Raw genomic sequence first — 14,101 nt, 5'->3', positions numbered from 1 at the left:
CCCTATGACCAACGGCCTCAATCAACGCGATTTTTCCCTCGAGCCGGAAGACAATGCCCGGCTGTCCAACCTCTGCGGTCCCTTCGACGAACACCTGCGCCAGATCGAGCTGCGCCTGGGCGTGGAGATCAACCATCGCGGCAGCCTGTTCCAGGTGATCGGCGAGGAAGGCGCCTCGCGCGCCACCGAGAAGGTGCTGCGCGCGCTCTACGCCACGACAGAGCACGAGTCGCTCACCGGCGCGAAGATCAACCTGCACCTGGCCGAATCGGGCATCGACGCCATCGTCAATGACGCGGCCGAAGGCGCGCAGGAAGTCACCATCAAGGTGAAGCGTGGCGTGATCAAGGGACGCGGCCCCAACCAGGCCCGCTACCTGCACGCCATCACCACGCACGACATCAGCTTTGGCGTGGGCCCGGCCGGCACCGGCAAGACCTACCTGGCCGTGGCCAGCGCGGTGGAGGCACTGGAAGCGAACCGCGTGCAGCGCCTGCTGCTGGTGCGCCCGGCGGTGGAAGCGGGCGAAAAGCTGGGCTTTCTGCCGGGCGACCTCTCGCAAAAGGTCGACCCCTACCTGCGCCCGCTCTACGACGCGCTGTACGAAATGCTGGGCTTCGAGAAAGTGGCCAAGCTGATCGAGCGCAACGTGATCGAAATCGCGCCGCTCGCCTATATGCGCGGACGCACGCTCAACGATTCCTACGTGATCCTGGACGAAGCGCAGAACACCACGGTCGAGCAGATGAAGATGTTCCTGACGCGCATCGGCTTCGGCTCGGTGGCAGTCATCACCGGCGACGTCAGCCAGGTCGACCTGCCGCGCAACGTGCGCTCCGGCCTGCGCCACGCCATTGAAGTGTTGCGCGGCGTGGACGGCATCAGCTTCACCTTCTTCACCTCGCGCGACGTGGTGCGCCATCCGCTGGTGGCGAAGATCGTGCGCGCCTACGAGGCGTTCGAGCAGTCGTCCGAGGAGTCGCCGAAGTGAGTGCGGAGCTGAGCCTTTCTGTCGGCTATGCCGCCTCGCGCAAGGGCGTTCCCACCTCCGCCAGCTTCCGCCAGTGGGTGGAGGCCGCGCTGCGCGGCGCGAAGCGACGCAAGGCGACGGAGCTTTCCATCCGCATCGTCGATGCGAAGGAAGGACGTACGCTCAACCGCGACTACCGCGACAAGGACTACGCCACCAACGTGCTGTCGTTTCCCGTCGAGCTGCCGCCGGGCGTGAAGCTGCCGCTGATCGGCGACCTGGTGATCTGCGCACCGGTGGTGGCGCGGGAAGCCGCCGAACAGGGCAAACAGGCGCGTGATCACTGGGCTCACATGACCGTGCACGGCGTGCTCCATCTGCTCGGCTACGACCATATCGAGGACGATGAAGCCGAAGCCATGGAAGCGCTGGAAACGCGCATCCTTGCCGGGCTGGGCATCGACGATCCCTACACGGTCGTTGACGACCGCTGAGTACGGCACGATCGCGGCGCTGATCAGCGCGATGGAGGCAGGCATGCGTAGGCAATGGCGTCTTCTGCTGGGCCTGGGACTTCTGTTGGCGATGGCCGCATCGCTTCCTGCGATGTCCGCCGACACCGCCCGACAGTCGCTGGCCCAGACCACCTGCGGCGCCCTGCATGCCGCGGCCGCGTCGGCGCCGGGCCAGGGGCCGATGCTGCTGCCGAGCTATCCCGGCCTGCCACCGGGTACGGTGCGCGCGCTGGAGAACGTCGCCTTCGTCTACGACAACGCGCTTGCCGGCATTGCGCTCACCGCCTGCGGCGAGCCGGCGCAGGCGCGTCGCATCGCCGACGCCCTGCTGCTCGCCGCATCGCATGACCCGAGCTTCAAGGACGGCAGGCTGCGCAACGCCTACCGCGCTGGCGCCATCACGGACGGAAAGGTCGAGCTGCCCGGCTACTGGCAAACCCAGGGGAATTACTGGAGCCAGGATCCTTATCAAGTCGGCACTGCCACCGGCAATGTCGCCTGGGCCGCCCTGCTGATGCTTACCGTCTACGACGACACCCACGACCGGCGCTACCTCGATGGCGCGGTCGCGCAGTTGCGCTGGATCCAGGCGCACACCCTCGGCACCGCTCCAGCGGCCTATGAGGGCGGTGTGTTCGGTTACGACAACGCCCAACGTCCGCAGCACTGGAAGGCCACGGAACACAATCTGGACGTCCATGCCGCCGCCACCTGGGCAGCGCGCGACAGCGGCGATGCCGCCTTGATGCAGCAGGCAAGGACCGCAGGCGACTTCGTGACGTCGATGTGGGACCCGCGCCAGCATCGCTTCCTGGTCGGTACGCTGGATGACGGCAAGACGCTTTCCCGCGACAAGTCGGCCATCGATGCCCAGGTATGGCCCCTGCTCGCCTTCGACCCGCATCCGGCCGAATGGGACCAGGTGTGGCCCTGGATCGAATCGCAACACCGCAGCGGCGAGGGCTACGGCTATCGGCGCCAGCCCGATGGCATGTGGACGGAAGGAACAGCCCAGGTCGCCACCGCCCTGCTCGCCAGCGGCAAACCGGTGCCCGACACGTTGTGGCGCTTGCTCCTGGCCCAGCGCAGCCCAGGCGGCATGCTCTACGCCACGCCACAGGCACGCATCGCCACCGACTTCGCGATCGGCCCTACCTCCACCTACGCCGACTTCTTCTACTACCACCAGCCACACCTCGGCGCGACGGCCTGGGCGGCCCTGGCCGCCAAGGGCTGGAACCCGTTCACCGGGCGCCCCATCGCCCCGGCGAAGACGGCGCCTTGAACCCTCAGCCGGCCCCGGCTTCCCGGCCCTCCCCCGCCCTTGTTCCTGAATCGTCACGAATTTTCCGCTAGACTGCCCCTTCCGCCCGGTACCGGGCAGCACCCGCACGAGTAATGAACGAGGACCCTGGCAGTACCAGCGGCCCGGCCCACCGCAGTTGGTGGGATCGACTGGGCCACATGTTTTCCGGCGAGCCGCGCAACCGCAAGGAGCTCATCGACGAGCTGCGCACCGCCCAGGCCAACGGCCTGATGTCTCCCGACACCCTGACCATGGTCGAGGGTGCGATCAAGGTCACCGAGCTGAGCGTGGACGACGTCATGATCCCGCGCGCGCAGATCGTGATGCTCTCGGCCGATGCGCCGCTGCGCGAGATCCTCGACACCGTCGTCGAATCCGGCCACTCGCGCTTCCCCGTGCACGGTGAAGACAAGGACGACATCCTCGGCATCCTGCTCGCCAAGGACCTGCTCCGCTTCGTCGGCAACGGCGACCATTTCGACATCGCCAGCGTGCTGCGCCCGGCGGTGCTCATTCCCGAATCCATGCGCCTGAACGTGCTGCTGGCGGAGTTCCGCCACACGCGCAACCACATGGCGCTGGTGGTGGACGAATACGGCGGCGTCGCTGGCCTGATCACCATCGAAGACGTGCTCGAGCAGATCGTCGGCGAGATCGACGACGAGCACGACGACGAGGAAGAACCCTCGCTGATGCACGAACAATCGGGCGGCGGCTGGGCCGTCAGCGCCCTCACGCCGATCGCCGATTTCAACGAACAGACCGGCGCCCAATTCTCCGACGAGGAATTCGACACGGTGGGCGGCATGTGCACCTCCGAATTCGGCCACCTGCCGGAAGTGGGCGAGGAAATCGCCATTGGCGACTACCTGTTCCACGTCACCGAAGCGGACGACCGGCGCGTGCAGGCCTTCCGCGTCACCCGCCTGCGGGAAGGCTGATCGATGCCCCCTCGAGGCAGGACGCCTGTAGCGTCGCTGATGCAACGCCTGATCACCGGTTTCGCCGCGCTGGCCCTTTGCTGCGTACTGCTCTGGCCATCGCACGCCCAGGCGGGCGTGGCCAACGCGCCGGGCAGCAACCTGGAAGTGTCACTGATCACCTACGGGCCGGGCGACACCTACTGGGAGCGCTTCGGACACGACGCCATCGAACTGCGCGACACCGTGAGCGGCGAAGCCGTCACCTTCAACTACGGCGTGTTCGATTTCGACGAGAGCGGCTTCCTGCTGAACTTCGCGCGCGGCCAGATGCACTACCTGATGGACGCCGCGCCATCGGACGTCGACCAGCGCTACTACACCGAAGTCGGCCGCTCGGTAACGCGCCAGCACCTGGCCTTCAGTCCGGCGCAGGCGGCTGACCTGCGCGACTATCTGCTGTGGAACCTGCAGCCGGAAAACGTGCGCTACGAGTACGACTACTACGTGCGCAACTGCGCCACCCGCGTGCGCGACGCGCTGGACAAGGCCCTCGGCGGCACCCTGAAACCCCAGCTCGAAGCGCGCCCGGGCGGCATGACCTACCGCCAGCAGACGGCCCGCCTGATGAGCCAGCAGGCCTGGCTGATGCTGATCCTCGACCTGGGGCTGGGCCCCTACGCCGACCAGCCGCTCAACGCGTGGCAGGAGAGCTTCCTGCCGGAAGTGCTGCAGCAGGAAATCACCCACGTCACCGTCACCGGCAACGATGGCAAGGCGCAGCCGCTGGTCCTGGACCAGCAACTGCTCTCGCCCAACCGCCTTACACCGCCACCGGCCACGGCACCCGACCTTCGCCTGCCGCTCGCACTGGCAGGAGTGATCTTCGCTGCACTGCTGTTCCTCGCCCACCGCTACGCGCCCGCGGTCTACGCCGTGCTGGGCTCGCTCTATCTCGTGCTGGCCGGTTTTGTCGGCGTCGCGCTGCTGATCCTGTGGGGCCTCACCACCCACCACTCCGCCTGGGCGAACGCCAACCTGCTGCTGTTCAACCCACTGGCGTTCTTCCTGCTGCCGGCGCTATGGCGCTCACGCAAGGCGCTCGCCGCATCGCGCTTTGCCAACGCGCTGATCGTCCTGCAACTGGCCGCCGTACTGGTCGCCTGCGCGATGCATCTGCTTCCCGGCGTGGTGCAGCAGAACCAGCCGTGGTTGCTGTTCGCGCTGCCGGCTTGGTTGGCTGTGGCGTGGAGCACGCGCCAGCGACCAATTCCATCCAGTTATTGAGTCGAGCAATCCTAAAGTCCAAGTCGAGCAGACAGCGCCGGTCCCAATGAAGTCGCAAAGCTGGCGGTCAGATGCTGGGCATCGCGGAATACGACCTGGCCGTTACGCTCTGCGCTACAACGCAGCTCCGGACATATCATTCCATTCATGTCTACTATCTGGACATTGGGGAAGCGCGCAGCAGCCTGCTGCAGCCATTGGTAAACCTGTCGCTCGCGCGCGTCGTCGACTACCGATTCACAACCGGCTGCAGAGCCTAACCACTTGGGCCGACCTGCCCGCGAGGCAAGGCAACTTGGACCGTCGAAATCGAGGTGAGGCGTGGTGCGCAACAAATAGACCCGACCAGCCTGTCCACTCAATGCGCTCAAAGAGCGTGCCGTGCCTTCGATCCACTGCGTTTGAGAGAACGATTGTGTGCCGCCCAACCCCATACTGAGCACAACGACATCCGGGTGAAGCGATGCGACCTGATCAACCGCCTGATGTCGCCAGCTTGCGCACTCGGTATATTCCCGGCCAATGCGCGCATAGAAATAAGGCTCATCGACCATGGGGCACGATGACTTGGTCGCGACGACTAGTCGCCAACCAGGCTTCGTCGCCAATGGTAACAATGCAGAAAACCACTGCCCGGCGATACTGTCACCCATCAGCACAAGTGTATGTGCGGCATCGCTGGGACCATAACTGCACAACATTACCCGATCGCTGTAATACCAATCATCGCAACCTCGGGAATAGATTGAAGGCGCATCGAAACGTGCATGGCTGTAACGCTGCATGATCGGGCTCTCGCTATACGCGGCTGCAACGTTGAACCAATGCATAGACACCAAACAAACCGCCACCGTTATACCAAGCGTCCCATACATGGCGGTACGTCGATGCGAAAGCCAGAAATCCTGTTGGCGGATAGGCGTCTCCACAAACCGGTATGACGCCATCGCAAGCCCCAGAGACAACAGCACGGCAACCAAACGGCCACTTGGATCATGGCTCCAATTCAGCGCGTGCCCAAGCACCAGGACCGGCCAGTGCCACAAATACCATGAATAAGAAACGCGACCGACGGCCTGCATCCACCGATACGACAGCAGGCGCGACACACTATGCGTATCATCGGCCCACCCTGCTGCAATGACGGCCATAGTCCCTGCTACCGGCAACACCGCATGCCAACCCGGATACGACATCTGTGTGCCGTAGCTCGCAGCCGTGCCAATGATCATCACCATTCCGGTCCAGCCAAGCCACCGCGTGAACACGGCGCCTTTTTCCCTGGCTACTTCACCAGCACGCATCTTCCCAGAGAACAGCCAGATCAACGCTCCGCCAGCAAACTCCCAGGCGCGCACAGGCATCATGTAAAAAGCGAACTGTGGGGAACGCGGTGTAGCGAGAACGCACACCCCTAGACTGATCGCAAAAATCCCCAACATGATGCTTTTGAGCCGTTGCAACGGAAGTTCACGATGTCCTCGACCGAGCGACCAAAGGAGCAGCGCTGGCCACACCAGATAGAACTGCTCTTCTACGCCCAGCGACCATGTATGCAGAAAAAGGCTGTTCTCCGCACTCGGCGCAAAGTAGTCCGTTTGCGTCAAAGCAAAGGACACATTGCTCAACCACAGAGCCGCCAAGCTCGCCTTGTTGGCTTGCGGCAACTGCTCCTCTGGACCAAGGAGTAGATACGCACTAAGCGATATCAGCACGATCATTAGGATCAATGCCGGCATAAGGCGCCGAAGTCGTCGCAAATAGAAACACGCAAAATCAATCTGGCCGGTGTCTGCCATTTCGCGTAGTAGCAGGCCGGTGATCAGAAAGCCGGAGAGGACAAAAAACACGTCCACGCCAATGAAACCGCCGGCGAGCCAAGGGACACCTGCGTGAGCGGCGATGACAAGCAGTATCGCAACCGCCCGCAACCCCTCTATATCGCCACGGTAGCCCAGCCGATAGTCATTCGACTTCATGAAACGTCATCCCCTGCCCCGTTCAATACCCAACAGTACTGACGGCACGCCCCCCGACCAAAGATCGCTCATACTTTTCAATTGCGCCCGGGCTCCCGTCAAGGCCATCATGAACACCATGACGTCTTCCCGCACCATATCCATGACGACCCCGCCCCCCTCTGCCTCCATGGTCGTCAACTGCGTCGCCTATCGCTTCGATGGGCAGCGCACCGGCGATATCAGCGTCGACGACATCAGCGAAGTGCTGAAACAACCGGACACCTTCGTCTGGGTGGGCCTGCACGAGCCGGACGAGACGCTGCTGGAAAAGCTGCAGGAAGAGTTCGACCTGCACGATCTTGCGATCGAGGACGCGCAGCAAGCCCACCAGCGCACCAAGATCGAAGCCTACGGCGATTCGCTCTTTATCGTCGTGCAGACAGCGCAGCTGGTGAGCGGGCACATCGCCTTCGGCGAAACCCACGTGTTCCTTGGCCCGCGCTACCTGGTGACCGTGCGCCACGGCGCCTCGCTGTCCTACGCACCGGCGCGGCGCACCTGCGAACACACGCCGGAATTGCTGGCCCTGGGGCCTGCCTATGGGCTGTACGGCGTGCTCGATTTCATCGTCGACAACCTGCTGCCCATCGTGCGCGATTTCCGCGAAGAGCTGCAGGAACTGGAGAAGGACATCTTCTCCGACACCTTCAAGCGCAGCACCATCCGCCGGCTGTACGACATGCAGCGCGACCTGATGACGCTGCGACTGGCCGTGGCGCCCATGCAGGACATCATCAGCCAGCTGGTACGCCAGCACCCGCAGCTGATTCCGGACGAATTGCGCGCCTATTTCCGCGACGTGTACGACCACGTGTTCCGCGCCAACGAGTCCATCAGCGCCATGCGCGAAATGCTCGCGGCGGCGATCAACGTGAACCTGTCGCTGGTCACCTTCGGCCAGAACGAAGTGATGAAGCGCCTGGCCGGCTACGCGGCGATGCTCGCTGCGCCCACGCTGATTACCAGCTGGTATGGCATGAACTTCACGCATATGCCGGAGCTCGCCAAGCCGTGGGCGTATCCGGTGATTATCGGGTTGGTGCTTACGATCGTCGTGACGATCTATATCACGCTCAAGCGCAATCGCTGGCTCTAGACGTCTGTTCACGGCCCTGCGAAGTTTATCTCCCCTCACCGTCATTCCGGCGCAGGCCGGAATCCAGTGACGGAAGTGATCGGTTGTCGCATGGCGTCAAAGCATTTGGCTCTCCGGCGAAAACCGGACCAAGCGGTCGCTGGATTCCGGCCTGCGCCGGAATGACGGTGAGGAAATAGGGTACCGCTCGAATATTTTGTTCGGAGCCACAAAAAAACGGCGACCCAAGGGCCGCCGTTTTCAAACCCACTCAGCTGGCTTTATTTGGAGCCCGAAGCAGCCCCACCCTTCGCCGTCCACTCCTTCAGCCACGCATTCACCGTCTCATGCCACTGCACGCTGTTCTGCGGCTTGAGCACCCAATGGTTCTCATCCGGGAAGTGCAGCAGCTTGCTGGGAATACCGCGGCGCTGCAGCGCGGTGAACGCGCCCAGGCCCTGGGTATCCGGAATGCGGAAGTCCTTGGCCGAATGGATCACGAGCATCGGCACGCGCCAATCCTTGACGTGGTTGATCGGGTTGAACTTCTCGTAGTTTTCCGGGTGCTCGTATTGCGTGCCGCCGTTCTCGCGCTCCTCGAACCAGAGTTCTTCGGTGTCGTAGTACATGGCGCGTGCGTCGAACACGCCGTCATGGTCGACCAGGCACTTCCATGGCTGGTTCCACACGCCGGCGATCCAATAGATCATGTAGCCGCCGTAGCTGGCGCCCAGTGCACAGGCGCGATCGCCATCGAGGAAGCTGTACTTGGACAGCGCCGCGGCCCAACCGGCCTTGAGGTCTTCCAGCGGCTTGCCGCCCCAGTCGCCCGAGATCGAGTCGGTGAACGCCTGGCCGTAACCGGTGGAACCGTGGAAGTTGATGGTGACCACGGCGAAACCCTGGCCCGCGTAGGTCTGCGGATTCCAGCGGTAGCTCCACGCGTTGTTCATCGCGCCCTGCGGACCGCCGTGAATGATGAAGGCCACCGGATACTTCTTGCCGGACTTGTAGCCCACCGGCTTCACCACGTAGCCCTGCACCGTCTCGTTGTTCCAGCCCTTGAAGGTGAAGAACTCCGGCTCGCCCATCTGCGTCTTCTTGAGGCGCTCGGCGTTGTAGTGCGTGACCTGCTTGAGCCCCTTGCCCTGCAGGTCGGCCGTGTACAGGTCGGCCGAACGCTTCAGGTCATCGCGCTGCACGAGCAGCGAGGACTTGCCCAGCGAATAGCCGCCCACTTCGCCATTCGTGACGAGCGTGGTGACCATGCCGCTGGCAGCGTCCACGGCGAACAGCGGGCGCTGGCCGTTGTCGTCGGCCGTGACGTAGAGCGTCTTGCCGTCCGCCGACACCTGCATGCCACCAGCGGAGCGGTCCCAGTTCGGGGCCACTTCACGCTTCTCGCCGCTGGCCAGGTCCAGCGCCATGATGCGGAAGCGATCGGCCTCGGACACCGGCACTTTCATGGCGAGGTAGTACAGCGTCTTGCCATCCGGCGACGGCACCGGGGAGGCATCCCACGCCGGGTTGTCGGCGGTCAGGTTGCGCGGCGCCGCCGAACCATCCGCCGGCACGCTGTAGACATCGAAATTGGTCGACCACGGCTCGCTCTTGCCCGCGATGCGCACGTCGAAATACACCGTCTTGCCATCGGGCGAGAAGCTGAATTCGCCATCGTCACCGAACGGCTTGCTCGGCACGTCACCATCGATGCCGCGGGTTAGCAGCACTGGCTGTTCGGACGGGTTATCCAGGTCGGTAATGAAAAGCTGCGCACGGCGGCCGTCCGCCCAGGTATCCCAGTGACGCACGAACAGCTTGTCGTACACCGTGCCCGAGGCCTTGTCCTTCTCGCGGCCGTCCAGGCGCTCCTTGGTGCAGGCCAGATCCGCGCAATCGGTGAACACGCCCAAGGTGAGCAACGCCTTCTTGCCATCCGGCGAGAGCTTGTAGCCATCCACATCGATCGGCGCATGCGTCACCTGCACTGCGACGGCCGACGCCCCGAGCGGGCGACGCCACAGCTGCGACACGCCATCCTTCTCGGCCACGTAGTAAACGGCCGAACCATCCGGCGCCCAACGCGGCGAGGAGGCCTTCTCCACCAGCTTCACCGGCGCACCGCCTTTGGCGAGATCGAGCACGTAAATCGACGTGATGCCCTTGTTCGCGGCGTAATCGGTGGCGCGCACGGTATAAAGCGCCTGGCGGCCATCCGGCGACAGCTGCGGGTCGCCGACGCGATCCATCATCACCAGATCGCGGATGCCAAAGGGATGGGTACCGTGATTTTCGACCTCGGCCGCCACGGCGGAGGTACCGGCCAGCGCGAGCGCCAGCGCCAGCGCGACAAACAAGGGTTTCATGCGTGGGTTTCCTGGGTGTTGCGAAAGGGGTGACGGTAAGTGGCGCGAGGGGCCTGGCGCAAGGCACGGTGCGGCAAGGGCGGAGCCCAGACGGGCGTTTTGAGCCGGTTCCAGTCTCATGCCGCCGAGGTATTTGGCGATGCCGCGAGTACGTGCTTCCCGCCGAAATCCCGGGAAAACACCTTCCCCGCCCCGCCTGCCCGAGCCCGAAAGAGTGACCAACCAGAGCACTTCGAGACGGGCGTCTCACAAATCTGCTGACGCACAGCGTCACTTATTGCCCTGCAAGAGCAGACGGCCCAGGCGCACCGAGACATGCTCGACAATCCTGCAAGAACGTAGGCCGTATCCGGTTGTCGGGGCCCGTGACCCTATGCACAATCCTCACACCCGCATCGCTGCGGGTAACCACCACATGGCAAACGTGGCATAGAACATGCTGCAGATGCCGGGAGCTTCCTGGTCGTTCCAGACCGCGTGAGGGGTCCGTTCCCGCCTAGGGGGATACGGGACCGGGGCTCAGGGGGCACTACCGGTTAGCTAACCAAAACAGAGGAACCACCATGAAGAACGTGCAGAAGGGCTTTACCCTGATCGAACTGATGATCGTGGTTGCGATCATCGCGATCCTGGCGGCTATCGCCATCCCGCAGTACCAGAACTACATCACCAAGTCGCAGTTTTCCGAGTCGCAGACCATCGCTGACGGCATGAAGACCGCGATTGCCGAGTACTACACTCAGGCTGGACAGTGCCCGACGCTTGGCACTACGCCTGGTTTCCCGACTGGCGTCAGCTACGCGGGCAAGTACGTGGCCTCTGCCGCGGTGGCTGCCGGCACCGCCGCCACCAATCCCACCTGCGACATCACGATTAATTTCAAGAACACTGCGGGCTCGATTTCGACCCCGCTGCAGGGTGGCAAGAATGCGGTCTTCAAGGGTGCGAACGTTGGTGGAAACTTCACCTGGGCTTGCACTTCGAACGTCGACGTGAAGTACCTGCCACAGGCTTGCCAGTAAGGCCCGTCTAGTACGCGTTCAAAAAGCCCCTCTACGGAGGGGCTTTTTTTTCAGCTCAGCAAAGAATTGGCGTACCGTTTGCTTGGCCAAGCGATGCGACCCAGGATTGGATTGCCTAAAGGGGGAAGGCAATGAAACGCATAAAGGGCTTTACGCTCATCGAGGTAATGATCGTGGTGGCGATCATTGCAATTCTCAGTGCATTAGCTATCACGATCTATCAGAATTCAGTGGCCAAGGCACAATTGAGCGAGGCATTTACTCTTACCGATGGCCTCAAAACCGACGTCTCCACGTACTACGCCCAAGCCGGGAGCTGCCCGACGCTTGGAGCAAACGGTTTCGCCGCAGCCGCCAGCTATAACGGCAAATACGTGGATAACGTCAAGATCTCCAACAGCGGAGCGGGTTGCGTGATTACAGCCTTTATGCGAAACCATACCGTCGCACCCAGGCTACAGGGCAAACAGGTCATACTCACGATGGGGGGAAGCACGGGCGGCGCCATAAGCTGGCAATGCAGTAGTGATGCAGATCCGGTTTACCTCCCCCAAACCTGCCAGTAGCCTGCGCCCGATATAGCGTCTGGATGGCTACGCCATCTTTCGATCTTCCAGGATTATTGATGTCTGCCCGAATATTTGCCCTGCTCGGGCTAACGGCCGCCTTACTCGTCTGCGCACTTTTGTACTGGCCGGCCATGCACGGCCCTTTTCTGTTTGACGACTTTCCCAATCTAGCAGCGCTAGACAGTATCGATCACGTATCAAGCTGGCGCGACTTAGGCATCTATCTTTCGCAGCCACGCAGCTTCCCTGGCAGGCCGGTGGCCATGCTGAGTTTTCTGCTGCAGAAATCCTCGTGGCCAAGTCATCCGTTCCCGTTCCGCCTGATCAACGTGAGCATTCACTTGCTGAATGGTGCTCTGGTCTTCGCCTTGGTCCGACGTGTTTCGCATCATTGGCTGTCTGGCCGGCTCACGGCAGATTCCCTGGAGGGCCGCGCCTGCCTGACTGCATGCATAGCTGCTGCAGCATGGTTGCTCAATCCTATCCAGCTTTCGGGCGTGGTGCTGGTGGTGCAACGCATGACTTTGCTCATGGCCATGTTCATGCTGCTTGGGCTTCTGGCCTACACGCGAGGCTTATTGGCGGGCCAAAAGCCTATATGGCAACGCGGCGCATGGATGGTACTGGGTTTAGGTGTATGCATGGGACTGGCTTTCTTGAGCAAGGAAAACGGGATCCTGCTACCAATCTATGCGCTAGTGCTTGACGCTACGTTGTTGCGTACAGACGTGCAACGTTTGCCCTCCACACTGTCTTGGCTGCGGCGCCTGTTGATCTGGCCTGCCGTGCTGTTTGTATTAAGCTACTTGCTTTGGACACTCTTTAGCGAGTGGGAGCACACTGGCACGCGAGATTTCACGATAGGCCAGCGTCTGCTGACAGAGCCGCGCATTCTGCTCGACTATCTTGGCAAGATTTTTCTACCGAGATTCGGGCTATATGGCCTATATCACGACGGTTACCCGGTATCACGTAGCCTGTTTTCACCCTGGTCCACGCTACCTGCACTGCTGACAACGATCGGAGCGCTGATCGCTGCCTTGGCGAGCTACCGACGGTGGCCACTCTTTGCGCTGGCTGTACTCTGGTATCTCGGCGGTCAGTTGCTCGAAAGCTCCACCGTGATGCTGGAGTTGTATTTCGAGCACCGCAACTACATGCCACTGATCGGCCCCGTGATGGCTCTGGCACTGATCGTTGCGCGTCAGCCTCAAGGGCGACAGCAACGCATGTTGTATATGGCTTCCTGCATCTGGCTAATGGCGTGCTGTATTACCACGGCGCTGAGCGCAGGCGCGTATGCATCCGAAGACCGGCTTGCCCTGGTCTGGGCCAACACCCAACCAGACTCAGTGCGCGCGCAGACGTATCTCGCTGAGCGGTTGTACAAGCACAGGCAGCTGGACGCTACCCGGCAAGTGTTGGATAAGGCTATTCAACTACACCCGAACACCCCTTCGCTTGCAGAAGATCGCGTTTTGGTTCAATGCGCTCAAGGCGACCTTACACAGAACGATCTGGACAAACTGATCGTGCTCCTTCGCACCGCGCGTTTCGACCAGAGCGGGTTAGAAAGCATAGAAACGCTACGCGCGGCCGCAACCCAAGGCTCGTGCCCAGCACTTACATCCGACGCTTGGTTGAGCATCACCAGCGCATTGCTTTCCAATCCACTATACGTTAATAACCGTTTCGCGACCGGCTATCTTCACTATCAGAGGCACTTCTGGGCCGTCAGCCAAGGCGACCTTAACATGGCCATACACGAACTTGAGGCCACTTACCAGAATGATCCAGACGCCAACATCCCGCGTCTGGAGGCCCAATATCTGGCTAGCGCTCACCTGTATGACCAAGCCGTCGATGTATTGAGCAATACCGATTACCACCGTTTGCCGCTGCTGCGGCGCCTACTTGTGGACGATCGCAGCATAAACGCAGCGGATATCGCCGCAATCAGCCAGATGCGCAAGGATGAACGTAATGCCAGAGGGGAGACTGAGTAGCCTAACCATGGCGCCCCATACGGCACAATAATCGCCCAACTCTC

Annotated in this window: 11 protein-coding genes; 9 read left to right on the top strand and 2 right to left on the bottom strand. The window is 62.0% G+C overall.

Translation table 11 applies throughout. From position 1 onward, the window contains the following. Positions 1-4 precede the first annotated feature (4 nt). The 5 genes from BDW41_RS11850 (at position 5) to BDW41_RS11830 (ending at position 4,998) form a co-directional block, all read left to right on the top strand. Positions 5-991, top strand: a complete 987-nt coding sequence (locus tag BDW41_RS11850) for a PhoH family protein (protein WP_074547835.1) — start codon at positions 5-7, stop codon at positions 989-991. Then, positions 988-1,464: an rRNA maturation RNase YbeY gene (gene ybeY / locus BDW41_RS11845; RefSeq protein WP_074547836.1), complete on the top strand. Its 477-nt coding sequence runs from the start codon at positions 988-990 to the stop codon at positions 1,462-1,464. Before BDW41_RS11850 ends, ybeY begins: the two co-directional genes overlap by 4 nt. A 43-nt stretch (positions 1,465-1,507) precedes the next feature. Further along, positions 1,508-2,770, top strand: a complete 1,263-nt coding sequence (locus tag BDW41_RS11840) for a hypothetical protein (protein WP_199535328.1) — start codon at positions 1,508-1,510, stop codon at positions 2,768-2,770. 113 nt (positions 2,771-2,883) lie between these two features. Next, positions 2,884-3,732, top strand: coding sequence for a transporter associated domain-containing protein (locus BDW41_RS11835; RefSeq protein ID WP_074547837.1), 849 nt, complete (start codon positions 2,884-2,886; stop codon positions 3,730-3,732). 39 nt (positions 3,733-3,771) lie between these two features. Beyond that, positions 3,772-4,998 carry a DUF4105 domain-containing protein gene (locus tag BDW41_RS11830; RefSeq protein WP_074547838.1) on the top strand — a complete coding sequence of 409 codons (1,227 nt, stop codon included), beginning with the start codon at positions 3,772-3,774 and terminating at the stop codon, positions 4,996-4,998. A gap of 11 nt (positions 4,999-5,009) precedes the next feature. Here BDW41_RS11830 and BDW41_RS11825 read toward each other — a convergent pair whose 3' ends face one another. After that, complete coding sequence (locus BDW41_RS11825; protein ID WP_074547839.1) at positions 5,010-6,977, bottom strand: acyltransferase family protein; 1,968 nt, start codon at positions 6,975-6,977, stop codon at positions 5,010-5,012. Between the two features lie 142 nt (positions 6,978-7,119). Between BDW41_RS11825 and corA the strand changes: the two genes are divergently transcribed. After that, positions 7,120-8,115, top strand: a complete 996-nt coding sequence (corA, locus tag BDW41_RS11820; protein WP_233496851.1) for a magnesium/cobalt transporter CorA — start codon at positions 7,120-7,122, stop codon at positions 8,113-8,115. Positions 8,116-8,375: 260 nt separating this feature from the next. On the opposite strand, the gene BDW41_RS11815 is transcribed toward corA, so the two are convergent. Then, a complete protein-coding gene (locus tag BDW41_RS11815) occupies positions 8,376-10,460 on the bottom strand; it encodes a S9 family peptidase (RefSeq protein ID WP_074547841.1) in 2,085 nt (694 codons plus the stop codon). A 563-nt stretch (positions 10,461-11,023) separates the two neighbouring features. On the opposite strand from BDW41_RS11815, the gene BDW41_RS11810 reads away from it, so the two are divergent. From BDW41_RS11810 to BDW41_RS11800, 3 genes are all read left to right on the top strand, one after another. Continuing rightward, a complete protein-coding gene (locus BDW41_RS11810) occupies positions 11,024-11,482 on the top strand; it encodes a pilin (protein ID WP_074547842.1) in 459 nt (152 codons plus the stop codon). A gap of 131 nt (positions 11,483-11,613) precedes the next feature. Next, positions 11,614-12,048 (top strand): pilin, encoded by a 435-nt coding sequence (locus BDW41_RS11805; RefSeq protein ID WP_074547843.1) that lies wholly within the window; start codon positions 11,614-11,616, stop codon positions 12,046-12,048. Positions 12,049-12,107: 59 nt separating this feature from the next. After that, positions 12,108-14,057, top strand: coding sequence for a hypothetical protein (locus tag BDW41_RS11800; RefSeq protein WP_074547844.1), 1,950 nt, complete (start codon positions 12,108-12,110; stop codon positions 14,055-14,057). Positions 14,058-14,101: the final 44 nt, after the last annotated feature.

It is taken from the genome of Dyella sp. AtDHG13 (assembly GCF_003201105.1).
Lineage (GTDB): Bacteria > Pseudomonadota > Gammaproteobacteria > Xanthomonadales > Rhodanobacteraceae > Dyella > Dyella jiangningensis_B.
The sequence above is the reverse complement of the archived record's forward strand: the minus strand, read 5'-3'. Positions and strand labels throughout refer to the sequence as shown.